This window comes from Microcystis sp. MC19, from assembly GCF_003019735.1.
Taxonomy (GTDB): domain Bacteria; phylum Cyanobacteriota; class Cyanobacteriia; order Cyanobacteriales; family Microcystaceae; genus Microcystis.
In genome coordinates this window covers 2,541,314-2,566,892 of record NZ_CP020664.1, presented here as the reverse complement: position 1 = coordinate 2,566,892, position 25,579 = coordinate 2,541,314, and the positions used below count along the sequence as shown (strand labels likewise).

27 protein-coding genes and 4 pseudogenes are annotated in these 25,579 nt (G+C 37.6%); 20 read left to right on the top strand and 11 right to left on the bottom strand.

The genetic code is table 11. From position 1 onward, the window contains the following. Positions 1-402 precede the first annotated feature (402 nt). Positions 403-1,035, bottom strand: coding sequence for an HAD-IB family phosphatase (locus B5D77_RS12995; protein WP_106908969.1), 633 nt, complete (start codon positions 1,033-1,035; stop codon positions 403-405). Between the two features lie 86 nt (positions 1,036-1,121). Here B5D77_RS12995 and B5D77_RS12990 point away from each other — a divergent pair, with 86 nt between their 5' ends. The 3 genes from B5D77_RS12990 to B5D77_RS12980 all read left to right on the top strand — a co-directional run bounded on the left by B5D77_RS12990 (position 1,122) and on the right by B5D77_RS12980 (position 2,770). Then, the gene (locus tag B5D77_RS12990; protein ID WP_106908968.1) at positions 1,122-1,940 is read left to right on the top strand and encodes a carbon-nitrogen hydrolase family protein; all 819 of its coding nucleotides are present in this window, start codon (positions 1,122-1,124) and stop codon (positions 1,938-1,940) included. Between the two features lie 277 nt (positions 1,941-2,217). Then, a complete protein-coding gene (locus B5D77_RS12985; protein ID WP_254052962.1) occupies positions 2,218-2,430 on the top strand; it encodes a hypothetical protein in 213 nt (70 codons plus the stop codon). 103 nt (positions 2,431-2,533) lie between these two features. After that, positions 2,534-2,770 (top strand): hypothetical protein, encoded by a 237-nt coding sequence (locus B5D77_RS12980; protein WP_371515167.1) that lies wholly within the window; start codon positions 2,534-2,536, stop codon positions 2,768-2,770. Between the two features lie 597 nt (positions 2,771-3,367). Here B5D77_RS12980 and B5D77_RS12975 read toward each other — a convergent pair. Further along, the gene (locus tag B5D77_RS12975; RefSeq protein ID WP_106908967.1) at positions 3,368-4,612 is read right to left on the bottom strand and encodes a CCA tRNA nucleotidyltransferase; all 1,245 of its coding nucleotides are present in this window, start codon (positions 4,610-4,612) and stop codon (positions 3,368-3,370) included. 94 nt (positions 4,613-4,706) lie between these two features. Between B5D77_RS12975 and B5D77_RS12970 the strand changes: the two genes are divergently transcribed. From B5D77_RS12970 to B5D77_RS12960, 3 genes are all read left to right on the top strand, one after another. Beyond that, complete coding sequence (locus tag B5D77_RS12970) at positions 4,707-4,955, top strand: Ycf34 family protein (protein WP_002795917.1); 249 nt, start codon at positions 4,707-4,709, stop codon at positions 4,953-4,955. A gap of 204 nt (positions 4,956-5,159) precedes the next feature. Beyond that, positions 5,160-5,417, top strand: coding sequence for a hypothetical protein (locus B5D77_RS12965; protein ID WP_002739553.1), 258 nt, complete (start codon positions 5,160-5,162; stop codon positions 5,415-5,417). Next, positions 5,407-5,826 (top strand): PIN domain-containing protein, encoded by a 420-nt coding sequence (locus tag B5D77_RS12960; protein WP_106908966.1) that lies wholly within the window; start codon positions 5,407-5,409, stop codon positions 5,824-5,826. Before B5D77_RS12965 ends, B5D77_RS12960 begins: the two co-directional genes overlap by 11 nt. Positions 5,827-5,873: 47 nt before the next feature. Here B5D77_RS12960 and B5D77_RS12955 read toward each other — a convergent pair whose 3' ends face one another. Beyond that, a complete protein-coding gene (locus B5D77_RS12955; RefSeq protein ID WP_106908965.1) occupies positions 5,874-8,567 on the bottom strand; it encodes a DNA methyltransferase in 2,694 nt (897 codons plus the stop codon). A 139-nt stretch (positions 8,568-8,706) separates the two neighbouring features. Between B5D77_RS12955 and B5D77_RS28115 the strand changes: the two are divergent. Continuing rightward, positions 8,707-8,895, top strand: a pseudogene (locus tag B5D77_RS28115) (hypothetical protein). 358 nt (positions 8,896-9,253) lie between these two features. Here the strand turns inward: B5D77_RS28115 and B5D77_RS12950 are convergent. The 5 genes from B5D77_RS12950 to B5D77_RS12935 all read right to left on the bottom strand — a co-directional run bounded on the left by B5D77_RS12950 (position 9,254) and on the right by B5D77_RS12935 (position 10,800). Next, on the bottom strand, positions 9,254-9,595 hold the full coding sequence (locus tag B5D77_RS12950; protein ID WP_106908964.1) for a XisI protein: 342 nt from the start codon (positions 9,593-9,595) through the stop codon (positions 9,254-9,256). Then, entirely contained in the window at positions 9,583-10,002 is a 420-nt protein-coding gene (locus tag B5D77_RS12945) for a XisH family protein (protein WP_061432750.1), read from the bottom strand. Before B5D77_RS12945 ends, B5D77_RS12950 begins: the two co-directional genes overlap by 13 nt. Positions 10,003-10,110: 108 nt before the next feature. Continuing rightward, positions 10,111-10,401, bottom strand: a complete 291-nt coding sequence (locus B5D77_RS12940; protein ID WP_254052960.1) for a type II toxin-antitoxin system RelE/ParE family toxin — start codon at positions 10,399-10,401, stop codon at positions 10,111-10,113. A 55-nt stretch (positions 10,402-10,456) separates the two neighbouring features. Further along, the gene (locus B5D77_RS25875; protein WP_159036966.1) at positions 10,457-10,606 is read right to left on the bottom strand and encodes a hypothetical protein; all 150 of its coding nucleotides are present in this window, start codon (positions 10,604-10,606) and stop codon (positions 10,457-10,459) included. Further along, positions 10,603-10,800 (bottom strand): hypothetical protein, encoded by a 198-nt coding sequence (locus tag B5D77_RS12935; protein WP_002760112.1) that lies wholly within the window; start codon positions 10,798-10,800, stop codon positions 10,603-10,605. The genes B5D77_RS25875 and B5D77_RS12935 overlap by 4 nt, the downstream gene beginning before the upstream one ends. Positions 10,801-11,087: 287 nt before the next feature. Between B5D77_RS12935 and B5D77_RS25870 the strand changes: the two genes are divergently transcribed. Together B5D77_RS25870 and B5D77_RS12930 are read left to right on the top strand one after the other, a co-directional pair. Then, a complete protein-coding gene (locus B5D77_RS25870) occupies positions 11,088-11,240 on the top strand; it encodes a hypothetical protein (protein ID WP_159036965.1) in 153 nt (50 codons plus the stop codon). Between the two features lie 20 nt (positions 11,241-11,260). Continuing rightward, the gene (locus tag B5D77_RS12930) at positions 11,261-11,455 is read left to right on the top strand and encodes a hypothetical protein (protein WP_106908963.1); all 195 of its coding nucleotides are present in this window, start codon (positions 11,261-11,263) and stop codon (positions 11,453-11,455) included. Between the two features lie 55 nt (positions 11,456-11,510). Here the strand turns inward: B5D77_RS12930 and B5D77_RS12925 are convergent. Beyond that, positions 11,511-11,840: pseudogene (locus B5D77_RS12925) on the bottom strand (tetratricopeptide repeat protein); the annotation flags it as partial. 112 nt (positions 11,841-11,952) lie between these two features. Between B5D77_RS12925 and B5D77_RS12920 the strand changes: the two are divergent. Further along, positions 11,953-12,759, top strand: coding sequence for an IS1 family transposase (locus B5D77_RS12920; protein WP_254052957.1), 807 nt, complete (start codon positions 11,953-11,955; stop codon positions 12,757-12,759). Between the two features lie 28 nt (positions 12,760-12,787). Here B5D77_RS12920 and B5D77_RS12915 read toward each other — a convergent pair. Both B5D77_RS12915 and B5D77_RS12910 read right to left on the bottom strand, forming a co-directional pair. Continuing rightward, positions 12,788-13,792: pseudogene (locus B5D77_RS12915) on the bottom strand (tetratricopeptide repeat protein); the annotation flags it as partial. After that, a complete protein-coding gene (locus tag B5D77_RS12910; RefSeq protein ID WP_106908962.1) occupies positions 13,785-15,287 on the bottom strand; it encodes an NACHT domain-containing protein in 1,503 nt (500 codons plus the stop codon). The gene B5D77_RS12910 and the pseudogene B5D77_RS12915, both read right to left, overlap by 8 nt. 300 nt (positions 15,288-15,587) lie before the next feature. Between B5D77_RS12910 and B5D77_RS12905 the strand changes: the two genes are divergently transcribed. The 10 genes and pseudogenes from B5D77_RS12905 to B5D77_RS28110 all read left to right on the top strand — a co-directional run. Next, positions 15,588-16,673 carry a hypothetical protein gene (locus B5D77_RS12905; protein ID WP_106908961.1) on the top strand — a complete coding sequence of 362 codons (1,086 nt, stop codon included), beginning with the start codon at positions 15,588-15,590 and terminating at the stop codon, positions 16,671-16,673. Between the two features lie 219 nt (positions 16,674-16,892). Further along, positions 16,893-17,486, top strand: a complete 594-nt coding sequence (locus B5D77_RS12900; RefSeq protein ID WP_159036964.1) for a nucleotide exchange factor GrpE — start codon at positions 16,893-16,895, stop codon at positions 17,484-17,486. A 69-nt stretch (positions 17,487-17,555) separates the two neighbouring features. Next, positions 17,556-19,133: an Hsp70 family protein gene (locus tag B5D77_RS12895; protein ID WP_106908959.1), complete on the top strand. Its 1,578-nt coding sequence runs from the start codon at positions 17,556-17,558 to the stop codon at positions 19,131-19,133. 40 nt (positions 19,134-19,173) lie between these two features. Beyond that, the gene (locus B5D77_RS12890; RefSeq protein ID WP_106908958.1) at positions 19,174-20,760 is read left to right on the top strand and encodes an Hsp70 family protein; all 1,587 of its coding nucleotides are present in this window, start codon (positions 19,174-19,176) and stop codon (positions 20,758-20,760) included. Positions 20,761-20,949: 189 nt separating this feature from the next. Further along, positions 20,950-22,176: a DnaJ domain-containing protein gene (locus B5D77_RS12885; protein ID WP_106908957.1), complete on the top strand. Its 1,227-nt coding sequence runs from the start codon at positions 20,950-20,952 to the stop codon at positions 22,174-22,176. 58 nt (positions 22,177-22,234) lie between these two features. Continuing rightward, positions 22,235-22,600, top strand: a complete 366-nt coding sequence (locus B5D77_RS12880; protein WP_106908956.1) for a hypothetical protein — start codon at positions 22,235-22,237, stop codon at positions 22,598-22,600. Between the two features lie 72 nt (positions 22,601-22,672). Next, complete coding sequence (locus B5D77_RS12875) at positions 22,673-22,945, top strand: hypothetical protein (protein ID WP_154663904.1); 273 nt, start codon at positions 22,673-22,675, stop codon at positions 22,943-22,945. Between the two features lie 59 nt (positions 22,946-23,004). Beyond that, a complete protein-coding gene (locus tag B5D77_RS12870) occupies positions 23,005-23,463 on the top strand; it encodes a hypothetical protein (protein ID WP_106908954.1) in 459 nt (152 codons plus the stop codon). Between the two features lie 35 nt (positions 23,464-23,498). Then, positions 23,499-25,220 carry a type IV secretory system conjugative DNA transfer family protein gene (locus tag B5D77_RS12865; RefSeq protein ID WP_024970138.1) on the top strand — a complete coding sequence of 574 codons (1,722 nt, stop codon included), beginning with the start codon at positions 23,499-23,501 and terminating at the stop codon, positions 25,218-25,220. Positions 25,221-25,225: 5 nt separating this feature from the next. Continuing rightward, positions 25,226-25,546, top strand: a pseudogene (locus B5D77_RS28110) (Mov34/MPN/PAD-1 family protein); the annotation flags it as partial. Positions 25,547-25,579 lie beyond the last annotated feature (33 nt).

Sequence of the window (25,579 nt, the reverse complement as noted above, 5' to 3'; positions counted from 1 at the left end):
CTCAAATTAAGCGACATTGGCAAGGGAGAAAAATTGATTTTTTCAAAATTGCCAATCACTAAATTTTAAGCTAGTTCCTCAATGACAAGACAGAGCAACAACGGGATTTTACCCCCCCCCGATTTTGTCAAGTGTAAACCAACACAAATTTACAAAAATTTATAATTATTGTTACCCTTAAGAGTAGGGTAGTAAAAAAATCTTGGGTGCATCTCAATTTGGTCGAAATATCTATATTACAGAGCGCACGCAGTTCGATAAACTCACTGACCACAGTGCGCTCCTACCATTGGCGCAATAATATTATTGTAGGGGCGAATTGCATTCGCCCTCTTTGATCCCCCCTTAATCCAAGGAGGGTATCTGACAATTTTTAACCCCTACCTAATTAACAGCCAATCCCTAATCTCTCAATAACAGATATTCGCGAATCTCAAAAAAGTTATCCCAAGGAATATAGGGTTGATTTTCCGCTTGCAGATAATCGATTAAACGATCCCTAGCAAAAACTAGATCGGCCTTTCTAGCCATGGTAATATCGGTAACGGAATCACCGATCGCAATAGTTTCTACTTCTGAATATTTGGCCATAATCAAGGCTTTAGCCACTAATTCCGTCTCATTTTCCCAATCGGAATGAACTTGCAAATATTCCCCTTGAGTATGAAGATTGACCCCATAAATTGCCGTCACCTTATCTAATAGTCCCTCCCGTTTTAAGACCGTTTCAATCATGCCTTGGATACCACCGGAGACAATAATAAAAGGGATGGATTGCTCCTGTAAAAAAGCGAGAAATTCGGCTAATCCGGGGCGAATTGGCTTGCTTTCGGCATAGGCGAGAATATCGGCGTATTTTTGGCTCGGTATCGACTCTAGTAGTTGACGGACACCCCGGCGCAGACTGAGAGTGCGAGCGTACATTTGGGGCATAATTTGGGCCGATAAATCGGGGGCGAATTCTTTGAGCATACCCGCAAAAGTTTCCACGGCGGTGATAGTGCCATCAAAGTCACAGAAAACAATTTTACTCATGGGGTGACAAAATATCTGAAATTGGATATAATCGAAGGTTATGATTAATTTTACAGAGATTATCCGACTCTAGAGCTTCAACCCCCATGAAATCCTATCTCGCCGCCGCCATTCAAATGACCAGTCAGCCGGATTTAGAGAAAAATCTCGCTGCCGCTGAAGAGTTGATCGAACTTGCCGTGGGTAAAGGGGCGGAATTAATCGGTTTACCAGAAAATTTCGCCTTTATGGGGGCAGAAAGCGATAAAATCGCCCAGTCCGAGACTATTGCTCTCAAAGCCGATAAATTCCTCCGCACTATGGCCCAACGGTTTCAAGTGACCATTTTAGGGGGTGGTTTTCCCGTGCCGGTGACGGGTATTCCCGATAAGGCTTATAATACGGCTATTTTAGTCGATGGCAACGGTGCGGAATTAGCCCGTTATCAAAAAGTCCATCTCTTTGATGTCAATGTCCCGGATGGTAACACCTATCAGGAATCGAGTACAGTCATGGCAGGAATCGATTTACCGCCGATTTATGGCTCCGATAGCTTGGGCAAAATTGGCCTCTCGATTTGCTATGATGTGCGTTTTCCTGAACTCTATCGCTATTTATCGCGGCAAGGAGCCGATGTTTTATTTGTACCTGCGGCGTTTACAGCTTTTACAGGGAAAGATCATTGGAAAGTTTTGTTACAAGCGCGAGCGATCGAGAATACTTGTTATATAATAGCTCCTGCTCAAACGGGCAATAATTACGCACGCCGTTACACCCACGGTCACGCTATGATTATCGATCCTTGGGGTGTGGTTTTAGCCGACGCAGGGGAAGAAGCGGGGGTGGCAATTGCCGAAATTAATCCCCAACGTCTGCAACAGGTGCGACGACAAATGCCTTCTCTGCAGCATCGTGTTTTTGTTTAAAATTCGATTCGACAATTTTAACGCCTAATTTTGGGATTTAACTCGGTTTTTTCGCGTAACATTGCTCCCTGATAACAAGGGTCGAATCTAAAACCTAATTAGTTAAGCTAAAAGCTTTGATGTACTGAGTTTCTAACCTTCTTTGCCAGATTCTCAGGGTAAGCTCATCTAATAAGGATGTAGTCGATTTATGCCACCCGATCAAACCATACCAAGTAACGAAGAACCAAAAATCTAGTTGGTTTATAATATTAAATAATTAACTTTATTTTTAGAGATGAATCTGATTTTATCAAGCAAAGCGGCCGAAAGACTTCAACGAGAAGTGCAGTCAAGAGAAGATTTTATCGCCGATAATAATGCTTGGCGAATTGATGTCCTCGATCTCAGGAAGAGAGGTATTTTTCTCATTACTCAGGAAAAGAGTTTATACACCTTAATTTCTTCGTACAAGCAGGGAATTAAGGGAATTATCGCTCAAATTAAGTAGTCGTGCAAAATTAATTTCCTAGTGAAGATAGGCAAGAGGCAAGAGACAAGAGGCAAGAGGTGGTTAGATATGTGTAATTAATTTTGCTTAGGTACTTACCACCATTGATCGGCATGAGGGCGATTCCCCTGAAATTCATTATCTCAAATCCGAGAATAGGAGTCTGGTAAGCTCCATGAATAACATGAAGAATTTAATCGCTAAATTAGATCAGTACAATGCGGTTGATAACGAAAGATTTGCAGAAATAATTAATCAGACTCCCTTTAAATATTTATCTTACTGTACCCCGACCGAATGTTACCAAAATCTCTTGAATCAATCGAAGGGAGTACAATAAAACGGTCGTGTTTTAATCTAAGGAGAAAACGCTCCCCAATCTTCACAGCTTAAAACTAAATAAATCTGAGTTTTGGATAAGTCGAAACCCTGAGACTCAATCCGAATCTAAAACTCTGATTAACATATAAAACTCTCCAAACTGTGAACAATTGCTAAGTAGGTAGGCGTTAAAAGTTGTCAGACACCCCCCTTATTAAGGGTAGATCCCCCCGCCTATCGGCACCCCCCTTATCAAGGGGGGCAGGGGGGATCAGACCTAAAATCCATTTTTAATTTAATTATAACCAGCTACTTAAGTACCTAAGCAAAATTAATTACACATATCTAACCACCTCTTGCCTCCTGCTTTTTGCCTCTTGCCTATCTTCACTAGGAAATTAATTTTGCACGACTACTTATAAGTAGGTAGGCACAATTATTTGTAGTGGACTGTTTCAACTAAAATAGGGCAATAGATTTCGGCTTAAAGTCTTAGATTATAGAATTTATAGCATTTTTCTAATACACCAAATTAGCTGAAACAGTCCAGTAGGATGGGTTAGCGGTAGCGTAACCCATGCGGGCGTTGGGTTTCATGCTTCAACCCAACCTACGTTCATTTTATATTTAATTCCACCCACCTACTTAACAACTTTTTAGCAAAATCGATCGCCTCCTGAAAAACTGTGACTTGGCCCTCAATTTGGGCAATTTGTACCTCGGTTAATAACTTACCAATAATCGGACTAGGTTTCAGGTGTAAATGGTTAATTAAATCATCGCCCCTTAATAAAGGTCGGGGATGGGCGATAATATTATCGGGATCGAGATAGGAAGTCAACAGGGAAGCGACAATATTTTTGTTAATCCCCATTGATAAAGCAAAAAGAGCAAAGACAGGAAATACTTTTCCCGTATTTAGATAAATAAAATAATGTTCCCGCAGACTTAAATTATCTGCCTCCTTGAGGGGAGGTAAAGACTTAATTACCGTGATTACCGTGCGAATTTCCCCCCTGGAATACTTAAGATCGATTAACTCTTTTTCCGCTTCTGCTAAAACATCCGATACCAATAGGGCCAATTTTGTCAACTGTAACTGAGAAGGAGAAAAGATAAATTTTTCTGGTAACAAAGATTCTAAAAATCCCGCTGCCGCTTCCACCCCCATAACTCGCTCCATTTTTGCGGGGGTAATCCGACGCAACCAGAGAGATAATAAGCCATCTTCCCAGGCACTTTTTAGCCATTTATTGCCACGGGAATTGAGCAAAAGGTAATTCAACTCGGATTGTACCCTTTCGGCGGCTACACGGTGCAATAAAGGGGCAAGAGAACGAATAGTTGCACGGGTATGGGGTTCGATCTCAAAGTCCAATTGAGCCGCTTGTCGATAGGCCCTTAATAATCTTAGGGGATCATCTTGGAGATTTTCGGGGGAAATCATCCGCAGGGATTGGCAGCCTAAATCTTTTAATCCCCCTAAAGGATCGAAAATTTCTTGGGTGTGGAGATTATAAGCGAGAGCATTAACGGTGAAATCCCGTCTTTTTAGGTCTATTTCTAGAGATTCTCCCTCCTGTTGCGCGAAATCAAGAGTCCCCTGGGGAAAAACGACGCGAGCAATTTGACGAACGGCATCTAAAACCACAAAACCCGCTTTATAATGATGGGCAATAGTTTGAGCAATTTCGATCGCTTTTTCGGGAACCACAAAATCTAGGTCAATATAGTCTTTCTGACGGTTTAATAAAGCGTCTCGCACAGCACCACCGACTAAATAAGCATTTTCTGGCAATTCTTGCCGATTAATCGCAAAAACTTCTTTAAATAAACTATCTAGGTTTTTTTGACAAGACATCGAGAAGATAAATTTACAAAAATATAATTTTGACCGGCCCTATTTGGGGAGAGACTGAGCTAGATTAACGGAAAAGACTTATAGAGTTAAACCTATGTGTATTTGTATTAACTGCTATTTTGTTGATCGCTGTCTCACCTATCATGCCGTAGAAACACAACATCAGGAACGTCATCTCACCGAGACACCGGACTTTGAAGCGAAGAACCCTTCTATTAACGTTAACATTCGCACCAAAGAAGATTATATCGAAATGGAGTGGGATGTGGTGGGTTGTGAAAGCTTTTTGCGCGAAACCGGTAAATGGTCTAGTTTGCGGCCGGGTGAACCAGTTCCCACCTAAAACACCTGAACTACCCATACATATCTACTACAAGAGCCAAAAACCCTTATCCAGCAATGGATAGACCCGTGAACTTTTCTTGCTGTACCCGTGGAATGGTAGTCATGTATGTAGAAAAAGTTCCTAACCGTTGTGTCTGGAGTGGTTTTTATTAATGAGCATTGCTTAAAATCAAACAATTCATAATTTAAGAGCGAGGTATTTATGGATAAAGAAGAAGAACTACTTGAACAATGGCGAGAATTGACCCCGGAAAAGCAACAAAAAGTTTGGCAATTTGTTCAAATACTTAAATCTGAGTCACAAACAACACCAGAAGCTAAATTTATTCCCCAAACACCATTAAGCAAAAAGTTATGGGAAATCCGACATCGGGCGATCGCAGCTGGATTGCAACTGCTCAATGAAGATGAAATAGAACAAGAACTTGCTGCACGTCGAGGAGGGTGCAGTGAGTCATAAGAAAGCCTACATAGACTCTGGCGTACTGATTACTGCTTTCCAAGGCATCCAATCAGCCAGTATCAAAGCCTATCAAATTCTCAACGATGAAAATCGGGAGTTTGCCTCCAGTCGATTTGTTCAGTTAGAAGTATTGCCTAAAGCAACTTTTAACAAGCAACAAGAAGAAATAGAATTTTACGAAACATTTTTTCTGGCTGTTAATTACTGGGCAACTGACTTAGAAAAAATTATACAGAATGCTCATGAAATTGCTGGCACTTACGGTTTAGCGGCGATGGATGCACTTCATGTTGCTGCTGCGCTGCAAATTCAAGCTGATGAACTAATCACCACCGAAAAGCCAACCAAACCAATGCACCGAGTCAGGGAAATTCAGATTGTTTCAATAGACATCTCTTTTGCATGAGTAGAAAACGGGTTTCTCCGAGAAACCCGTTTTCTGTGCGTTACTCACTAAGAGTAAGGAGACCAGGGACCGATGACGGTTTCTCCTCGCTTCTCTTTTTCTGCTAATTCCAGGTTTAAGGTTAATAGTTTCTCTAAGATGTCGTCGTCAGCTTGGAAGTGATAGGCCTCCATTACTAGCTTGTCTAATTTCTGATGGAGTTGATACAGTTGGCTACTGGGTTCGTTAAAGAATTGGTTATATAGTTTGGTGATTCCCCATTGTTTTTTCTCCATCTGTTGGCTGCGGTATTCGTGTAATTCCCCGGCGGTTTGACGGATTTTTTTGACAAGTTCCTGTGAAGGTGTCTGGGGAAAAGGGAAGGTTTCAAAACAGGTTGTATTGGTATAGCGAGTATCGCCTTTTAAAGTTGAACTTTGAGCTTTTACCCAGAGGCGATGTATTTTTGAGTTGAGAATTCCTAGAATGTAGAAATCATCGGAGGCTATTACCATATTTGCTTCACAGGGAAGTATGGACACATCAACCGGAGAAAAAACAATATATTTAGCGATTTTGGGAATGGCAAAATAGCAAGATAGGACAGCTAAAGCTTTTCTCATTCCTGGTCTTGTTTCCCCATATTTCCACCAATTTAATCGGCGTGTGCTGCGCTTATTATTATCCCTTTCTGGTTTAACTTTTTCTTTTACTCTTGTAAAAGGTAAGATATATTCAGCCGCTTCTTCAAGAGCCATATTATCAAAGTCAATAACCCAACTCTTTTGTTCAAAAAGGTTAATTAAATTTTTTCCATCTAACATAGGTTTGACAACTTGTTGATTTTTAGAATCTAACTCAATCCATTTATTAGCTTCTTCTTCCGTTATTACAAATCCTTTTCCTGCTAATTCACAAGCTTGAAAAGAAAAATTATTATTAACTTTTATTTTTTCAGCATTATCTACTGATATTTCAGATTTCAATGCAGTAGATAATAAATTAACTGACAAATTATCTAGAAATAATTCTTTTGGTCTTTCTTTACTCCAATTAACAATACTAACATGAACGTTAGCTTCACCAGACCAAGGCTGAGTTGAAATCGCTTCATGTATAAATCCACCTTGCTTAACCACATAATCTAAGCTTGCTTTTCTCCCAGAAACTTGTGATATTGAATTAGTACCAACTAAACCGGCTCTTCCTAATTCCCCAAGATTTTCCGCAGCTTTTCTAAACCAAAAAACACAAAAATCAGGTTGTCCTTGAACATCAGGAAATTTTTGATAAATTTGTTCTGCATACTCATCTCCTAGTTCTGTTCTTAACTTTTTCCCTCCCAAAAATGGAGGATTACCGATAATTGCGTCTGCTTTTTGCCAATCCGTAAACAAAGCATCAGCACAAATAATATTACTATCCAAAGTATCCAAAGGTAAAGAAGCTTCCGTCAAATTAAACTTATCAATCGCCACCTTTCTGGCAATCATTAAAGTCACCCGCGCTAATTCTACAGCAAAAGGATTAATATCCATTCCATAAAACTGTTTAGGCGTAACAAAACTAATCTGTAATTGGTCACTAGCAGAACGACGACGGTTAGCAATCTTTTCAATTAATAACTGTTCAATGCGCTTTAATTCTTGATAGGCGACATAGAGAAAATTACCCGAACCGCAAGCCGGATCTAATACCTTATACTGCTGTAATTCTAACTGAAGTGTATTTAACTCGCCAATCGTCCCAGCTTGCTCAATTTTCTCCTCCCAGTAACGGCTAATAGTTGGGCGAACAATTTTCATAATATCCGCTTCTGAGGTAAAGTGCATTCCGTAGGTGTGGCGTTCTTCAGCATTAGCTGTCCCCTCAAAAATATTACCAAAAATTGCCGGACGGATCTTACTCCAATCCTGACGCGCCGCCACATCCAGAAACTCTAATTCTTTATTAGTTAATTCAATTGGATGAATTATACTAAACAGTCCCCCATTAAAATAATCCACTCCCTGATACTTGCCAGTGGGGGTAATTCCGGGTTGGTTCATCTGTTGAAATAATCCCCCCAAGACATCATAGGAATTGCCACCATTTAGACATTCTTGTACACAAGAAATAAATAAATCTCTTGGTAACAATCCTCGATCCTCAGCAAACATTGCTAATACACACTGCAAAATAAATCGCTGGGCCGTCAACTCATCAAAACCGCTTTTATGACCGCGTTTTTTTAACAGTTGAAACAACTCACCCATCCGCCGCGCCGCCGTTTCTGTAATCTCGACTTGATTATTCTGAAAAATAGGGGTACGATTCCCTACTTCCATAAAATTGAAGGCACTGACCCGATTTTTTAAATCGTTGAGATTTACTCGATCTACCGGTTCATCTATTTGAAGATCAAAATCAAAAATCCAGAACTGATCAAAATTACATAATAAGACATAGCGAGGGCGATTAGGAACCAATCGACTCCAGTATTCAAAAGCTTGGGGATAGTGCTTACTTAAATCTTCTCCTCGCTTTTTCATTTCAATTAAAACACGAGGTTTCCAAACTAAATCAGCAAATCCTGTTTTACCTTTCTTGCTACCTTTAGTAATCGCCTCCTCATAGGTTGCACCCGCTTCTAACGCACCCTTATGACCAAAAGCTCGAAAGAAACGGTCTAGGAAAATCTGAGCTTCTTTCCTTTCTTTGCCAGTAATGTGCTGTTGACAAAAATCAATAAATTCCTGTAAGCTTTCAAGGGTAGTAGTCATCTTTTGCCTTTCCATTGGAGTAGGGTGGGCGTTGTAGTGCGATCACCATCTTACACAATAATTCATCATTCATAATTCATCATTCATAATTCATAATTCATCATTCATCATTCATAATTCAGGCTCTTCTAGGTTCTGTGTGATCAGTTTAACTTACTCTATGATCGATCGATCTTTGTGTCCTCTGTGTCTGGAGTGGTTCCTTCCACTCCCTCGCTCTTGAGGAATGTATCTTAGAATACATTTTACCCACCAAACCGGGGAGAGCCGATTTTCCATTGAATCAAACCAAATCAATCGACGATTAAAGCAGTCAAACCTATACTAGGTAAGCATTTGGGCGAATTATGCCAAAATACTCACTCTCATTAAGAAAGAAATGCTAAAAGCCTTAATTCTCGTGCTTATTGAGAATGAATCTGTTAGTTTGGCGAGTTTTGAGATTGTAGAAGCCTCTCTGTGAATGCGTTTGAGGCACCTGAATCTTTAGGTTAATTTTCTCCCCTATTATAAGTAGTCGTGCAAAATTAATTTCCTAGTGAAGATAGGCAAAAGGCAGGAGGCAAGAGGTGGTTAGATATGTGTAATTAATTTTGCTTAGGTACTTAGCTCAAATTGCCCCTCTCAAGCTCCGAAAAACAGCGATCGCCCTTCTTAACCTCAGCTAAAAATGCGATCGCCCCTGATTAAGCAATAGCAAATTCTGTTAATTTACGACTTGCAGGATCATGAAATGCTAAAACAATATCTTCTTTGGGAATCCCTGCTTCTAATAATTGAGAGGTGATTCCTATTTCTGTCCAATCCTGTTCAATATAAACTCTTTCATTTTTAATACGAATATGAATCTGAATATTGTTGATTTTCTTTTTGTTTATCCAACCAATAGACATCCATAGATAATGATCATGATTTTCATCAAAAACTAAACAGGTTTCTAGTTTTTTTTTGGATGAGCTATTCGCAATTGTGTCTAGCTTTGTTAAGGTATTTTGAATAATTTGGCGATAGTTAGTTAGTTTATCCATTGGACAATCTCCTCTTTTTCGATGTTGACAACTAATAAATCTAATTGGTGTCTTTTAATAACGGCTTGAATAGATTTTCGTTGGAAAAAAGTCTCATAAATTTCATCTTTAATAGCCAGATAGATTTCTTGGTATTCATCTTGCCCTAATTGAATGAGATCACGATAAAAAATATATTGCCCCAAAGCCATTTCAAAGTCTTTGATCATTGAAGGGCCAAGAAAGCTTTTAATTTCAATGATAATTTTACGTTGTCTTTGTTCTTCGGAAATATATTTCTCGATCGCCAGGTCTGGATACAATTCAGCGTCTTCAAATTCAATAGGATAAGGATCAGCCGTAATTGTCCAGCCGTCTTTAATTAAGGCATTTTTAACGGCTTCGTGATAGAGGTCTTTTGCTGGCATTTGCCTCCTTCTATTTTGATCACTGGATTTATTATAAGCGATCGCCCTCCTCTTCTCACAGTAAAATAGCGATCGCCTCTTCCAAATTTTTATTAAAAACGCGATCGCCTATCGGTAGATGTCCTTTCGATGTCCAATATCTAGAATAATCACCTTTTTTGCGGAATCATCTATCGCGTAAATAACGCGATAAACTCCAATCCGAATCCGCCAACCTTCTCGTCCTGTCAGTTTGAGACACCCTGCTGGTCTTGGATTGTCAGCTAATGCTCTAATCCCGTCTCGAACTTTCTGATAACTATCTTGGGAAAGATTAGCTGACAGGGGGACAAGCTGGCTGAACTCCTTACAGCACAAGCTTTTTGGGGTGTTCGAGCGAAAAAGTTCGATGCAGCTCACCCCCCGTTGTTGATAAAGATTTCTAGTAAGCTCGCCCAAATCCCTGATTCTCTCGTTAGCTTTTTGGCTGAAAGCGATGTATCTGTTTGTAACTGAGGAGCCTCAAAACCTTTGTGGACAATGCTTTGAGAGGTCTTGTCCCCCTGTCAGGAAGATTAGCTAAAGCCTTAGAAGCTTGTTTTTTAATCGCAATAGTGTAATTCATTGACGACTATTTTCAATTTCGGCGATCGCCTCTTCAAAAGGAATTTCTTCCTCTTCCGAAATAGCTAAATCATAGGCTCTAATAGCATTCAATTCTTCAGAATCTTCTAGGAGTTTTCGATATTCCTCTATATCTAAAAGAATACCGATTTGATTACCCTGTTCATCAGTAATATACTTTTGCTTTAATGGCATTGATAATTACCTTGTTTGTTAATTTTATCCCCTATTATAGCTCAAATTTATCCTTCATCCTCAACTCAACAGCGATCGCCTCTCTCTCCTTTACAGAAAAAATGCGATCGCTCCAATTAAAGTTAAGATGAGAAACTATACCTCAACTTATCCTAAGAATTAAAGATTAAAAAGTATTTCCTATTCTATAAACTAATGGTATTAATTTAGCTAGAGTTGAGGGTTTGACTTTAGAAAATTGGAATGCTATAATAATGCCTAAATGCCAATATTCGGAATAAGTAATTATGCTATCTTTAGACTTCTTAATTAAAGAATTGAATAATAATGGTAGCGAAGTAATAGATATAATTAAAATTTATTCCCCAAACACCATTAAGCAAAAAGTTATGGGAAATCCGACAGAGGGCAATTTCGGCTGGATTGCAACTGCTCAATGAAGACGAAATAGAACAAGAACTTGCTGCACGTCGAGGAGGATGCAGTGAGTCATGAAATTCCTGGCACTTACGGTTTAGCGGCGATGGATGCACTTCATGTTGCTGCTGCGCTGCAAATTCAAGCTGATGAACTAATCACCACCGAAAAGCAAACCAAACCAATGCACCGAGTCAGGGAAATTCAGATTGTTTCAATAGACATCTCTTTTGCATGAGTAGAAAACGGGTTTCTCGGAGAAACCCGTTTTCTGTGCGTTACTCAGTCTCAACTTAGTTGGGGTTTAACAACCTTTCTAGATTTTGTTTACAGTTCTCTTTATGGGAGAGAATATTTAATTTTTCAGAAAGATGTAAGGCGCGTTGCCAGTGATTAATAGCTGATTTAAGATCATGGGTTTTTTCTTCAAATTCTGCCAAAACAATTAAAGTCTCTAGTTCTATATATCTTTCTCCAATATCGAGGGCAATATCTAAAGCTTGATTAAGATATTGATAGGCTAGATCATCCTTTCGAGTGATACTATAAATTTCTCCTAATCCAGCGCAAGCATGGGCAACACCTGCCACATCTGAAATAGCTAAAGCTCTTTTCTTTTGGGTAATGATTCGGTAGTAGTGGCGTAGCTCTCTTGCTTACCTGGTATGAATTGTGTAAAATATTTATTAATAAAAATAATTGGCTCGAATCAGTCTTTAAACCTCTAGCTTGATCATGACTTTTCTGATAAATATCTTTTTCTGGCTCCTGTCTGGCTTACTGAAATATCAGTCTAGCACCGAACAAAGTCCCCCCCCTAGTTCACCTCCGTTCCCCTGTCCTAATTGTGGTTCTCACCATACGATCAAGAATGGTTCTATTCATAATGGAAAACCCAAACGTCAATGTAAAGAATGTGGTCGTCAGTTTGTGATCAATCCCACTAATAAAACCGTCTCTGACGAAACCAAACAATTAATTGATAAACTCTTGCTCGAACGAATTTCCTTACGAGGAATTGCTAGAGTAACAGGGGTAAGTTGGTCATGGTTACAAAATTATGTCAACAATAAACTGGCGGCTGTCCCCCGTCAAATAAAGGTTTCGGACAAACCAAAAGGTAAATTGGTTATAGAATGTGATGAAATGTGGTCTTTTGTTTTTTCTAAGACGATAAAGGTCTATATTTGGCTGGCAATTGATAGAAATACAAGAGAAATTATTGGTTGCTATTTAGGAGATAGGAGTCGTCAATCAGCCAAAAAACTTTGGGCTAGTTTACCAGGTGTTTACCGACAATGTGCAGTTGCTTACACAGACTTTTGGGAGTCATATAAGACAGTAATTCCCAGTAAACGTCATCGACCAGTCGGGAAAGAAACTGGTCAAACTAATCATATTGAAAGATTAAATAATACCTTTCGACAAAGGATTTCTCGGTTGGTGAGAGAGAGTCTATCTTTCTCTAAAAAAATGGAGAATCACGTTGGGGCTGTTTGGTATTTTATCCATGACTACAATGCACAACTGGCAAAGGATTAAGCCGCCATCACTACTACAGAATCACCACCTTCTTTTGTTGTTTAAAGTATTTTTCAGACTCCTGAAAATTTGCTTGTTGCCCATAAATTGAGGCTAAATTTCCCAAAGACAAAATAATTCCTGCTTCATCGGTTATTTGCTCAGATAAGTTAAGACTTCTTTGAGTGTAATCGATAGCTTGATTCAAATCATTGATTCGCCGGTATGCTTCTCCTAAATTTCGTAAAGCCATTGCTTGATAAATAAGATTTTTAATTTTTTCTGCCCATTTTAAGTATTTTTCTAAACAAGCAATAGTCTGGTCAATTTTTCCCTGATAACCATAACAATTACCCAGATTTAAATAAGCAACATTAATAATCTCAAATTTTTCGTCACAATCGGGAATAATCTCGGCTAGATTTAAAACTTCATTCAGTCCTATTTCAGCGCTTAAATATTCCCCTTTTATTCCATCAATTGTTGCTATATTTACTTTGCCTCTTGCTTTCCAAAGAGGATTATTTAATTGCTCGGCTAAGGATAAGAGTTTCTCCGCATAATTTTTTGCTTGGTCAAATTGTCCTAATTCTCGATACATATAACCAAGTTCACTTAAACAGAGAAAATCGGTTTCATTGTCAAGATTTCCTAATAATTCTTTACACAGTTTTATGCCCTCTTCATACCGTCCCCAGATGGGTAATTGTTTGTGCAAAGGTAAAGAAGTTGGATCATGAATTTCTAAGGGTAAAGAAAATAAAGATTTAGCTTCTTTATACCAACCTAATCGACATAGACAGAGAAATGCTTCCACATAACGACTTGCCCGTTCTTGAATAGAGAGCTGCTGTCCCATTTTATCCTTAATATGGCGTTCATAACCAATTAAATGCCAGATGAATGCGCCAAAATGTGCTTTTTCAAAATGACTTCCTGTCGCTCCTAAAATTTCCCCTTTTTGTTTAACTTGAGCGAGTTCTCCAAAAACAGTAAAATCGATACTTGTGAGACGTTCTTTGACTCTTAATTGAGGAGATTTAAAATCATTCATGATTTGGTTTTCCTTCTTTTCTTTGGGTAGATACTAGATGCTTGAAAGCAACATTGCGAATTAAGCTGTGCTGTTTGATATGTGGTTCATATCCCGGTTGTTTTTGAGTTTCTACTAAATAACGGTTAAACAAGGTAAAAAGAGCTAGGTCTAAATCTTGTTCCTCGTATTCTGAAAATAATTGAAGATTTTGAAACCACGCATTTTTAAATTCAAAAGATGAATAAGTAGAACCATAGATAAGCAAGAAATAAGCAGTTGTAAAAGTTTTTTCAAGTCGCTCTATTGTTCTTTCGATTTCCTCCTCTAACAGTTGTTTTCGTAATTGTTTGGTCATTAAGTTAACTTTGTAATAATCATCAGGATTGGCTTTTTGAGCTTCATCAATCATTTCTCTTAATCGTCGAAATCGGGATTTATTCTCCTCATAATAAATGCTGATATCTCCATTCAGTCTATCAATAATATCACCAGAAATTAAGCGGATAGCGAGAGGATGTCCCTCATAAAGTTTTCCGATCTCTTTAAGGTAAGCAAGGTTACGTCCATGAAGAATTAATTCGACTTCTGCTTGTTGAAATAAACGTTCAAATAACTGTAAACTTTCCTGATCCTCTAATCCCATTAATGGCTGAATATGCCAATATTGAGCTTGACTAAAAGTTTCAAAATCTTCAGGCTTATCCTGCGAAGTTATCACAATTCGAGTCTGACAATCTTCGGCTTCTAATATTTTTTGAAAAAAGACTCGCCAGAGGGGGTCTTTAAGGCGATTACTGCCATCTTGTTGTTCTCCTTGTAAAAGATTTTCCATTGAATCAAACCAAATCAATCGACGATTATTGCTCAGATGATTAACCAGTTGAGTTAATAATTGTTCTGGGTTTTTTGCTTGTTTTGCCGTAACAGGTTCATCGCCACGATTGAGTAAATCAATAGCTGTGCTGATAAAGTTTTGTGCTTCTGATTGCGACTGTTGATCCTCCCGTTGATTAAACCCATCAAAATCAATAGGCAGTTCAGGAGGAAACCCTTCTTGACACAAAGCTAAGGCTAATTTGTAGGCGAGGGCAGTTTTTCCAATACCTGTTATTCCCGTAATTACGACAATGCGACAATCGCCTCTTAGTTTTTCCAGTAAATCACTTTGAAGAGACTCTCGCCCCACCCAAATAGGCTCGATATCTTGAGTCAGTTTTTGCAAAAGATTATCTAGATCTGCGACTTTTGAAGGGTCGATGTTCAAAGCTCGACAAAAGGCGAAAAAACCTTCCGATTGAATGTTTTTACCCCTCAAAAAATGATCTAAAGTCTCTGGTGAGCAGGAATTGGCATAGGAAAATCGGTAATCCAGATCTTCTACCCAGTCTATACGAGGTTGACAAAATTGACTAGCTTCCTTACATAAATGCCCTCTAGTCCAGCCTTCTTTTTGTTTTTGCGCCCATCGGGTTTTGACTTGCTCAAGTCCCGCTACGGAGAGTTTTAACTTCATTGCTCTCTATTCAATCTACATAAGTTTATTTCTCTATTGTTGATCAATTATCCCCAGAAATTCTCATTTTTTGAAAAACTTTCTCTCAATGTGACTAAGTACATATCAGCTATTTGCTCAATTATAGGTATAGGAAGCCATTCAAGCTTTCTAATTCTTTCTAATTCCAGCTTCTTTTGCTTTTTGCGCCCAAAAATCATCGTTTTGCTTGCTTCTCCGTAGAAATCTAAGGATTTCTATCGCTTTACTCCCAATGAAGAGAGCCTCATTGCTCGTTGTCCTCTTCTTAAGGGTAGCAAAATGGCTATTTCTCAAATAATCAACCAAACCAATGGTAAACAGTTTATCTCATTATCATCTACATCGGTGCGGCTACTGTCATCGGATGGAGTTGATGTCAATCACTTATTTAGCGGTCAAATACCAGAGCGTCACTATGAGCAACTTTCTTGTTGGCTTAATTTAAAACCAAACGAGGAAAAGGACTTAACGGCACAAACATTTGCAACGCTAAAGACCACAAATTACACCCAAAAAGATCCCCTATTCACTTTAAGGACTGTCCGAAGAATGTTACAGGATAACGGTCTTCTCTTTGTCTATGATATATCCCAAACCCCTGATATTGAGCAATATGTGAAGATTCTGTTTTCTTGTGCTGGATTTATTGTGTTAAATAACATTGGCAACTGCTGGATTCTTAGCAAAAGAGCCTTACTTTGTTTTGATGTGCCAAAGGTCAAAGGTTATCTGGTCAAGGAAGCGGAAACACCAGCAGAAATTGAATCCTATTTCTTATTTCTCAAGAATCGCTATCCTGAGTCACAAAATTATTGCAAAGAAATCGACGATTTATTTACTCACCAATCGGTTATTTTTCTAGCCTATCCTGAACAGAATCCCTCTCAGGTAATCGGTGTTGCACGTTATACCTATTCTCTGGCTGAATATGGCTACTATTTGCCTTGTCAACTGGCAACATTTTGTGAAGGAAAACACATAGGAAAGCATTTGATGTTACCCAAAAATGTAACAAGCATCGGAGAAAGTCTCTCTCTCTATGATGAAAAGGGAACTGGCAAAAAAGGAACAAGTTATCTTGTTTATCAGCAATTGATTCGAGCTATCTTGACTTACAAACATGATATTGCTCACACTGAAATTTCCTACACGACTTATCCAAAAGGGGACGAAACAATTGAAGCACTGTATAAAGAACGTTTTGGATTTAAGCACACTCTACACGATAATGAAAAAGTTTGCTTAAAATATGGAACATTTGCCGGTCAATGGTATCTCATTGAACTGGAGCAGTGGATGATTAAGCATCAGTACCACAACGCTGACCAGATTTTTCATAAACAAAAGGAAGCGTTTGCGGTGTGAAGTCTAGCTGAATAGGTTTCCGATAAATATTATATTTTGGGAACTTAAGGTAAATTATCCTGAAAATTGGCTATATCCTTAAGTGTCCCGAAGTTGAACTAGAGTCTTAGCGACGCAATGCCTTATCCCACAAAGACTTACAGCTTTTCAAAAAAAATTTGCATCGGGGAAAGTCCCAAGTTTATCCTCAATGGAACAGTGTTGTATAAGTTTTTGCCCATGAATACTCAAACAGACACAGAATTATCGCCAGCAGACGTTGACAATCAGCAAAGTCAAAAATTGACGGATTCATCCGAGATAGGTAATCAAATTCTCGACAAGCTTGATCACCTTCAATCAGGGTTAGATTCTTTAGGTGATATTTTTGAGCAAAGATTAACCTACGATAAAGAGAAAGAAAAGGCTTTTGACCTGCTCTATACTGAACTTCAAGCACTCAAAGAGAATTCAGCATTTGATAGTGTTAAATCTCTCTATCTCGACTTAATCCTCCTACTTGACAGAGTAGAAAACATTAAAGAAAGTATCACTGATGACAAGATAGAAAATCGATCTGATTCCATAAAAAATATTCTAACATCAGTAAGTGAGGAAGTTTTAGAAATTCTCTTACGTCAACAGATAGAGGTCATCCAAACTGTTTCTGGAACGCCATTCAACCCCTCTTGTCAAAAAGCAATTCAAACCCAAGAAACTGACGTTGAGTCGGAAAATAATAGGGTTTTCTCTATTGTTCGTCGTGGCTTTCATTATGGCAATCGAATTTTACGGCCAGAGGAGGTAATTGTTTCTAAGTATCACAGAACGTAAATTTTTCATTATTAACTTGTTGATGTCTTAAAATCTGACATTTACTCTCAAGAAACGACAGAAATTAAAATGAGTGAAGAAATTATTGTAGGAATTGATTTAGGAACAACTTTCTCGGCTATTGCTTATGTCAACAGCTATGGCAAGCCTGAGATTATTCCTAATTTAGAAGGCGAAAGAACCACTCCATCGGTCATCTTTTTTGAAGAAGATGATGGTACACCAGTCGTGGGACAAACTGCCTTTAATCAAGCCATTACTAATCCTGAAAGAACGGTTCGTTTTGTCAAACGGCAAATGGGAAATCCTTCTTTTCGCTTTAATGTTGATGGAGAAGATTACCTTCCAGAAACCCTATCTGCTATTATCCTAAAAAAGCTTAAAAATGATGCAGAAGAAAGACTCGGAAAGGAAATTAAAAGAGCAGTTATTAGTGTTCCTGCTTACTTTAAAGATGCTCAAAGAGAAGCGACTAAACAAGCAGCAGAGATTGCAGGATTAGAAGTTATTCGCATTATTAATGAACCCACTGCTGCTGCATTAGCTTATGGTTTAGATAAAGAAGAAGACCAAACGATTCTCATTTATGATTTTGGGGGAGGAACGTTTGATGTCACTATCTTGAAAGTAGCGGGACGTGAATTCACTGTTTTAGCGACTGATGGAGATCCTCAATTAGGAGGAAGTGATGTGGATGCAGTGTTAGTTAAATATCTGGCTGAAGACTTCAAAGAAGTCCATAATATCGATTTAAGAGAACACCCCCATACCAATCAAGATTTATGGCAAAAAGCAGAAATAACCAAAAAAGATGTTGGCTTAAAAAATTCAGTTAAAATTGTTCTATCTCATGGAGAAAAAACTGCTAGGCTTGATCTAGATCGGGATGATTTTGAGGATTTAATCGAGGACTTGATTAATAAGACTGAAACCTACATGGAGAAGGTCATTGAAGATGCCAAGATGGATTGGTCAGATATTGATAAGATCATATTGGTAGGCGGCTCTAGCAGGATTCCTGCTGTTCAAAAAATGATCAAGCGTGTCACAGGGAAAGAACCTGTAAAAGACACGAATCCTGATGAATGTGTGGCTTTAGGGGCCGCTATTCAAGCGGTTGTTGCCACTAAGGAAACACCAAAAGATTCCAATGGCAAGAAATCCACTGAAGAAACGCCAGATCTGAAATCAGATAAGGGAGAAATTATTGATCTAGTTATCAATGAAGTCGCTTCTCATAGTTTAGGTATTCGAGTTAAATCTGCACAGACGGGTAAATATATTAATAGCATTATTATTCCTCGTTTAACGCAGATTCCTTGTGAAAAAACTAAGATTTATGGAACCTCTGAAGATAATCAATCCCGTGTCGAATTTGATGTACTTCAGGGAGAAGATGAAGATCCGCGTTCACCCGATGTCGATCGAATTGGCAAAGCGGGATTAAAAAATTTACCTTCTCATAAAGCAGGAGAATTAAAGATTGAAGTCACCCTTAAATATACGGCGGATGGCATTATTGAAGTTGTCACTCGTGAACAGATGAGTGGTCAGGTTTCTCGTGAATCTATCATGCAAAAATCTGGCATCCTTGCTGATGATATTGTTGAAGCAAGTAAGCAAAAGTTAGAAGCGATGGAAATTTAGTTTTTTTTCAGTTTAGTTAATTTATTTGGAGGAATTTATCATGGCTAAAGTTATTGGCATTGACTTAGGAACAACTTATTGTGCTGTTGCCTATCTTAATAAACATGGTCAAGTGGAAATTATCCCTAATCGAGAGGGAGAAAGAACAACACCATCAGTTGTTATGTTTGACGAAGAAACCCCTATTGTAGGTAGTATTGCTAAACGTTCAGCCGTTGCTAACCCTAACTATATTGTACAGTTTGTTAAACGGCAAATGGGAAATCCTACTTGGGAGTTTATTACTGATGAAGATGCAACCTATAAACCTGAAGAAATCTCTGCGATTATCCTCAAACGCTTAAAAGAAGATGCAGCAACATTTCTTGGAGAAGAAGTCAGAGATGCCGTTATTACTGTTCCTGCTTATTTTAATGATGCTCAAAGAAAAGCAACGCAAGATGCCGGTCGCATTGCTGGACTTAATGTTCTTCGGATTATTAATGAACCTACGGCGGCTGCGATTGCTTATGGCTTAGATAAAGGGGAAAAAGACCAAACGATTTTAGTCTATGATTTGGGGGGAGGAACATTTGATGTCACTATCATTAAAATTACTAAAGACTCTATTGATGTACTTGCCACAGATGGCGATAAAAACTTAGGAGGTTTTGACTGGGACAATGAAATTATTAAATTTTTGAATCAAGAATTTCAAAAACATGGTGGTTCTGATTTAGCAAAAGATGCCACTTTACTACAAGATTTAAGAGATAAAGCTGAGACAGCGAAGAAAACTCTATCTACAAAAAGTAAAACTAAAGTCTTTTTATTTGCTAATGGTAAAAACGTCTCAATTGAATTAACCCTAGAAAAGCTTCAGGAAATTACAGAACATTTACTGGAAAGAACTGCTGATTTAATGGAAGCTGTTTTAGAAGATGCTAAATTGCAATGGAAAAACATTGATAAAACTTTGTTGGTAGGAGGTTCAACCAAAATGAAAGCAGTTGCTGATTTAGTCGAAAAAGTAACAGGTAAAAAACCATCGCGCGAAGTACATCCTGACGAAGCTGTAGCAATAGGAGCAGCATTACAAGGAGCTTTGTTACAAATTAAACAAGGCAATATGGATCTGATTGAGTTAGAAGAAGATTCCAGTAAGATGATGGCTACTACTGCACTAACAGAACTAATTAAAGTTGAAATTAAAGATGTTAATTCTCATAGTTTAGGTGTTATTTGTCTAGATTCTAAAATGTGGAATATGGGAATTGAGAAGGAAATCAACTCGATTGTCCTTGCAAAAAATACACCGATACCTTGTAAAGCTTCAAATACTTACTACACCATTCAAGATAATCAAAAGCAACTAAGTGTAAGAATATCAGAAGGCGAAGATATAGATCCTCAATATGTCACCATCATCGGCAAAACACTATTAGATTTAACCCCTCGTCCTAAAGGTTCACCTTTAGAACATTCTTTTGAATATGATGAAAATGGAATTGTTCATGTCAAAGTTTATGACACTTCTGTAAAACCTAGCAAGTTTTTAGGTGAGTTAAAAATTAAGAGAGAATCCAATATGAATGAGGAAGAAATCAAGAAAAGTAACCAAAAAGTTACCGATCTTGTCGTTGGCTAAAAATTAGACCTCTTGCATAAATCCGAAAACAAACGATAGAAACAATAATGGGAGGGACCTTCAGTTAATTATTTATTAGTAGTTGATAATCTTCAAAAATGTTGCTGTACAAGGATCGACTTAAGACTTTTGCAAGAGGTCTATTTTAGAAACAAAATAAATGTTATTTATTACCATTGGAGGTAAAAAATGATCGAGGAATTTGTCAATTATTACGAAATTTTAGAAATCAGTCCTACAGCTGGACAGGATGAGATTGAGCAACAATACAAAGCTATTACTCGCCGATTGAGAAATCTGCAAAATAACCCTGATCTGAATATTCAACAAGAAGCTACACGGAAATCAGAAGAGCTTCCTAAAGCTAAAAAAGTTCTTTTAGATCCTGTTGAAAGGCAAAAGTATAATCAACAATTAGAAGAGTATCAAAGAAGACAACAGCAAGCTCCCTCTCAAGATTCTCAAGGCAACGATATTGCTAGTAGTAGTGAATTAATTAAGGAAGGCTACAGACTGTTTGCAATAGGTGCAATAAATGCAGCTTTGGAAGTTGCTAAGAAAGCCACTGCAAGATACGGAGATGATCCCAATACTTGGGCTTTATTAGCAGAAGCAAGATTCCGAACTAATGATACAGATTCAGCTATTTATGAGTATAAAAGAGCGATTGACCTTAGACCTAACGAAGCAAAGTTTCATCACTCTTTAGGTCAAGTTTTTGAGAAAGCAAAACGCAATGACCATGCTATTATAGCATATAATAGATCTATTGAGTTAGCCCCCACTCAAATCTATTATGCTCTGTCATTGGGACGTTTTCTAGTTGAGATTAAAAGATGGGATGGCAGTGTAAATATTTTAGAAGACTGCTACAAACGTCAACCAGATAATCCCCAAGTGGCTGAAGCTTTAATGATTGCTTATGATGGTTGGATTAAAGCTAATGGTTCTGCTAAAACGCTTGAAGAGCTTAAGAAAACCCTGAAAATGATTGATAAAAGTTTAGCTATCAACAATAATAGTGAAATAACTGATGTCCAAGAATCCCTTCTACAATTAAAAAATACATATAGTAGCTACTTAAAGCGTAAATTTAATGGTCGTCCAATACTTGGGGCTTTTGCAAGCTTATCCTACTCTGGCAATTTTGGGGAGAAATTTTTTCTTTTTGGAGCTATTGGAATTTTTGTATTATATTACTTTTCCTGTCGTCCTCCAAGATATATTTGTTACGATGAAAAAGAGAAAAAAAGCAAAGCTGATTTCGCTCAATCTGGATGTATTGGTTGGGTGCTATTTATAATGGCTTTTCCCTTAGTTATTTTGTATAACTATTTTAATAATTATACAGGAAAAAATAACCCTTCAGAAGATGAATATATCAGAGAAGTTATTGAATCAATGAAATCTAGGTAAGTTACCTGATTTTAGCATTTAACTCACTTTGTTTGATAAAATTTAAGGAGCAACAATCATGTTTTTTTCTAGTGCATATTACTCAAAAAAAGCTGAACAACAGAAAGAAAAAGCAAGAGAAGCCTTGCATCATGCTGATACTTGTCAACGTCTATATCGTGTTAATGATAGAGGAGACGAATCTGATGAAAAGTTATTAGCTGCTGAAAAAAAATTTCGAGAACAGGCTGAAAAGCATACGCAAGACGCAAAGAAATACGAGGAAAAAGCAAAACTCCAAAAGGAAAAAGAACAAAAAGAACAAGCGCCTAAAGACAAAGCAACTAGGGAAAAAGAAGCCCACCAAAGGGAACAAGAAGCCCGCCAAAAAGTAGCTAGAGAAAGAGCAGAAAGAGAAGCATCTCGTTCTGATAGAGAAAGGTAAATTTTATGTTTGCAATTTTTTAGATTTCTCAAGCTAATTGATTTTTTAATTATTCATAAGGAGTCATCGAACATGAACGGTAATATTATGATTTTGTTAACTATTTTAATTATCGTTGGGAGCAATCTATTATTTATTTATCTTAAAAAGCGCAATCCGATTGTTTGTTATTTAACCTATGGTGTCGGCTTATTTATTGTTGTGCTTTGGCTGATCAGAAATCCAATAATTATGAAAATTCCAGACTTTTACCTACAAATATTAGGTGTTTTTGTTATCGCACCTTTTCTCAAGCAATTAATCTGGCTATCCTTTAAATTTACGGGATTATTAGAAAGAAGATGAATCGGAATTTATTTTAGAATTAAATTATCTAGAACTAAATCTAATTAGGAGATGGAATTATGAATGATTCTCAATTACAGGCAGAGATTAACAAGCTTGAAAAGCAAGTTCATGAACACAATGATCGCGCAGACGATCATGATAAGACAGCCAAGCAAGCCTCTAGACAAAATAATAAACCTGCGTATGAACAGGCAAAACAAAAAGCTGAAGATGAACGCAAAAAAGCCCGCGATTGTAAAACAGGCGCTGACGAATTAAAAACACATCTCAAACAAAGAGAACAGCGAGAAAATCAAAAATCAAGAGACTTTCAAGCTGCCCAGAAAAGAACCAGTCATTCTGTTGCCGCTGATCCTAAAACAAACGATGGTACATCAGAAAGAATTAAAAGAGAAAGAGATGAAGCCGTAGCTGCTCAAGAAAGAACAAAACGTGCTATGGAGGCTGAACGCAAAGTTCAGGAAGCAAAACAACGTGAAGCCCTCACTCGCTCCGATAACGGATATTCTCGTTAATTTCACAATCAATCAATTCTAAAGAGGTTAAATTTATGGTTGAAATATTTATTGAATCAATGAGATGGGTGTGGGGCATTACATCCTTGTTATTAGGTTTCTTGTATAACAAGATTATTTGTCGCTATCCCTACCATTGTCTAGGAGGATTTTTAGCCGCTATTCTTGCCAGTTATTTATTCCCTGGACTATCAGCAAGTTCTTTGATATTAGCCGTGATCATCGGTGTCATTATTGCCGTAGTTTTTAAGCGAAAAACATTACAATTTTCTCCTTCTTCTTCTGAAAAGTTGGCTTCAGCTGAATGGATGAATAAACAAAAAATGACTGAATTGGAGTTATTTGAATCTCAGGGACTTTTACTAGGAAAACTAAACAATCAGCCCCAAACTGGCTTAAAAAATATTTTCTCAAATCAGAGAGCTTTACCCCCATCAAATTTCATTAGTTTTAATCAAAATTTAAAAGACTGTGAAGGAAATTTACTCACCGTTGCTCCCCCTGGTGCTGGAAAAGGAATTGGTGTGGTTATTCCTAATCTTTTAATCTATCCAGGCTCAGTTATTGTTATAGATCCTAAAGGGGAAAACTATGCAGTAACAGCCCTTGCCCGTCGGCGCATGGGGCAACAAGTATTTTGTTTAGATCCCTTTGATGAAATACCTGAAAAAAAGAACCAAGCTAAATTAAATCCTTTAGACCTTTTAGCTCCTGACAGTGATGACTTGATAGATGATGCTAGAACTTTAGCAGATTCTTTGATTTTAAGACCAAAAAGTGAGCAAGGTAATGACAAATATTTTAATGATGAAGCAGTTACTCTTTTGACGGGATTTATTCTCTATGTTGTTTGTGAATCTCCTGAAGAATCGAGACATTTGGGAGAGGTAAGAAAACTACTCACTTCTCCTCCTGATGAATTAGCTTTTCACCTTAACATGATGGAAAGCTCTCCTTATGCTCATGGAATAATTGCCAGAACCGCATCTGGTTTCAAACAATTAGCAGAAAACACCGCTTCTAGTGTCCTTTCCACTGTTAAAAGTAATACTGGATTTCTTGATTCTCCCAAAGTAGTTAAGTCTTTATCTAAAAGTAATTTTGACATTAGAGATATTAAAAGAACAAGTGATGTTTCCCTTTATTTAGTGTTACCGACTGATAAATTATCCTCTTATTCTCGGTTGCTACGTTTATGGATAAGTACGGCAATAAGAGCAATTACAACCGTTAAAGGAAAACCTAAACATCGTGTTTTATTCTTATTAGATGAAATGGCACAATTAGGACGAATGGATTCCCTCAGAGAGGCTGTTTCAATTGTTAGAGGTTATGGCGTAACTTTATGGATAATTCTCCAAGATTTGTCTCAAATAAAGGCTCTTTATCCTAATGATGAATGGCAACCATTTGTTTCAAGTAGCACTGTTCAACAATATTTTGGAGTAGCTGATCTAGATACAGCTAAGTATGTTTCAGAAAAACTAGGTAAACGTGAAATTAAAGTAACTGGAATCAGTCAAGGTACAGGTGAAACCCATGGATGGGATGGAAACCGATCTACTAACCGAGGAATTAATATTACTACCCAAGTAAAGGATCTTTTATCACAAGATGAGGTAATGAGAATGGATAAAACCGATCAAATTATCTTTATACAAGGGCAGAATCCCATTTTGTGCCAAAAAGTTAAATATTATCAAGAACCAGAATTTGAAGGAATGTTCAGTTCTAATCCTCAACACGAATCAGTTTAGTAAAAATGTTAAACTACTTAAAACTCCAAACTATTTTTTCAGAGAGAGCCTTTTTAGCAATTATCGCCGAAACCTATGAAAGCTCTAAAACAGAAACAGGTGGAATTTTCTTGGGAATAAAAACAGTTAATATATGGTACATTCTCGAAACATTAGATCCGGGCATACATCCTATTTTTCAACCAGGTTATTTTGAATATGATACTGAGTATATTAATCATTTATCTAAGAAAATAGGAAGATATTATCAGGAACCTATAGAACTTCTTGGACTTTGGCATAGACATCCTAGTAGTTTTGATTGTTTTTCACAAACTGATGATATAACAAATAAAAAATATGCTTCTCAAAATTCTGAT

Coding starts and splice junctions, on each gene's coding strand:
- B5D77_RS12995 (WP_106908969.1), bottom strand. CDS start 1,035: ATGAGTAAAATTGTTTTCTGTGACTTTGATGGCACTATCACCGCCGTG.
- B5D77_RS12990 (WP_106908968.1), top strand. CDS start 1,122: ATGAAATCCTATCTCGCCGCCGCCATTCAAATGACCAGTCAGCCGGAT.
- B5D77_RS12985 (WP_254052962.1), top strand. CDS start 2,218: ATGAATCTGATTTTATCAAGCAAAGCGGCCGAAAGACTTCAACGAGAA.
- B5D77_RS12975 (WP_106908967.1), bottom strand. CDS start 4,612: ATGTCTTGTCAAAAAAACCTAGATAGTTTATTTAAAGAAGTTTTTGCG.
- B5D77_RS12970 (WP_002795917.1), top strand. CDS start 4,707: ATGTGTATTTGTATTAACTGCTATTTTGTTGATCGCTGTCTCACCTAT.
- B5D77_RS12965 (WP_002739553.1), top strand. CDS start 5,160: ATGGATAAAGAAGAAGAACTACTTGAACAATGGCGAGAATTGACCCCG.
- B5D77_RS12955 (WP_106908965.1), bottom strand. CDS start 8,567: ATGACTACTACCCTTGAAAGCTTACAGGAATTTATTGATTTTTGTCAA.
- B5D77_RS12950 (WP_106908964.1), bottom strand. CDS start 9,595: ATGGATAAACTAACTAACTATCGCCAAATTATTCAAAATACCTTAACA.
- B5D77_RS12945 (WP_061432750.1), bottom strand. CDS start 10,002: ATGCCAGCAAAAGACCTCTATCACGAAGCCGTTAAAAATGCCTTAATT.
- B5D77_RS25875 (WP_159036966.1), bottom strand. CDS start 10,606: ATGAATTACACTATTGCGATTAAAAAACAAGCTTCTAAGGCTTTAGCT.
- B5D77_RS12935 (WP_002760112.1), bottom strand. CDS start 10,800: ATGCCATTAAAGCAAAAGTATATTACTGATGAACAGGGTAATCAAATC.
- B5D77_RS25870 (WP_159036965.1), top strand. CDS start 11,088: ATGCTATCTTTAGACTTCTTAATTAAAGAATTGAATAATAATGGTAGC.
- B5D77_RS12920 (WP_254052957.1), top strand. CDS start 11,953: ATGACTTTTCTGATAAATATCTTTTTCTGGCTCCTGTCTGGCTTACTG.
- B5D77_RS12910 (WP_106908962.1), bottom strand. CDS start 15,287: ATGAAGTTAAAACTCTCCGTAGCGGGACTTGAGCAAGTCAAAACCCGA.
- B5D77_RS12905 (WP_106908961.1), top strand. CDS start 15,588: ATGGCTATTTCTCAAATAATCAACCAAACCAATGGTAAACAGTTTATC.
- B5D77_RS12900 (WP_159036964.1), top strand. CDS start 16,893: ATGAATACTCAAACAGACACAGAATTATCGCCAGCAGACGTTGACAAT.
- B5D77_RS12895 (WP_106908959.1), top strand. CDS start 17,556: ATGAGTGAAGAAATTATTGTAGGAATTGATTTAGGAACAACTTTCTCG.
- B5D77_RS12890 (WP_106908958.1), top strand. CDS start 19,174: ATGGCTAAAGTTATTGGCATTGACTTAGGAACAACTTATTGTGCTGTT.
- B5D77_RS12885 (WP_106908957.1), top strand. CDS start 20,950: ATGATCGAGGAATTTGTCAATTATTACGAAATTTTAGAAATCAGTCCT.
- B5D77_RS12880 (WP_106908956.1), top strand. CDS start 22,235: ATGTTTTTTTCTAGTGCATATTACTCAAAAAAAGCTGAACAACAGAAA.
- B5D77_RS12875 (WP_154663904.1), top strand. CDS start 22,673: ATGAACGGTAATATTATGATTTTGTTAACTATTTTAATTATCGTTGGG.
- B5D77_RS12870 (WP_106908954.1), top strand. CDS start 23,005: ATGAATGATTCTCAATTACAGGCAGAGATTAACAAGCTTGAAAAGCAA.
- B5D77_RS12865 (WP_024970138.1), top strand. CDS start 23,499: ATGGTTGAAATATTTATTGAATCAATGAGATGGGTGTGGGGCATTACA.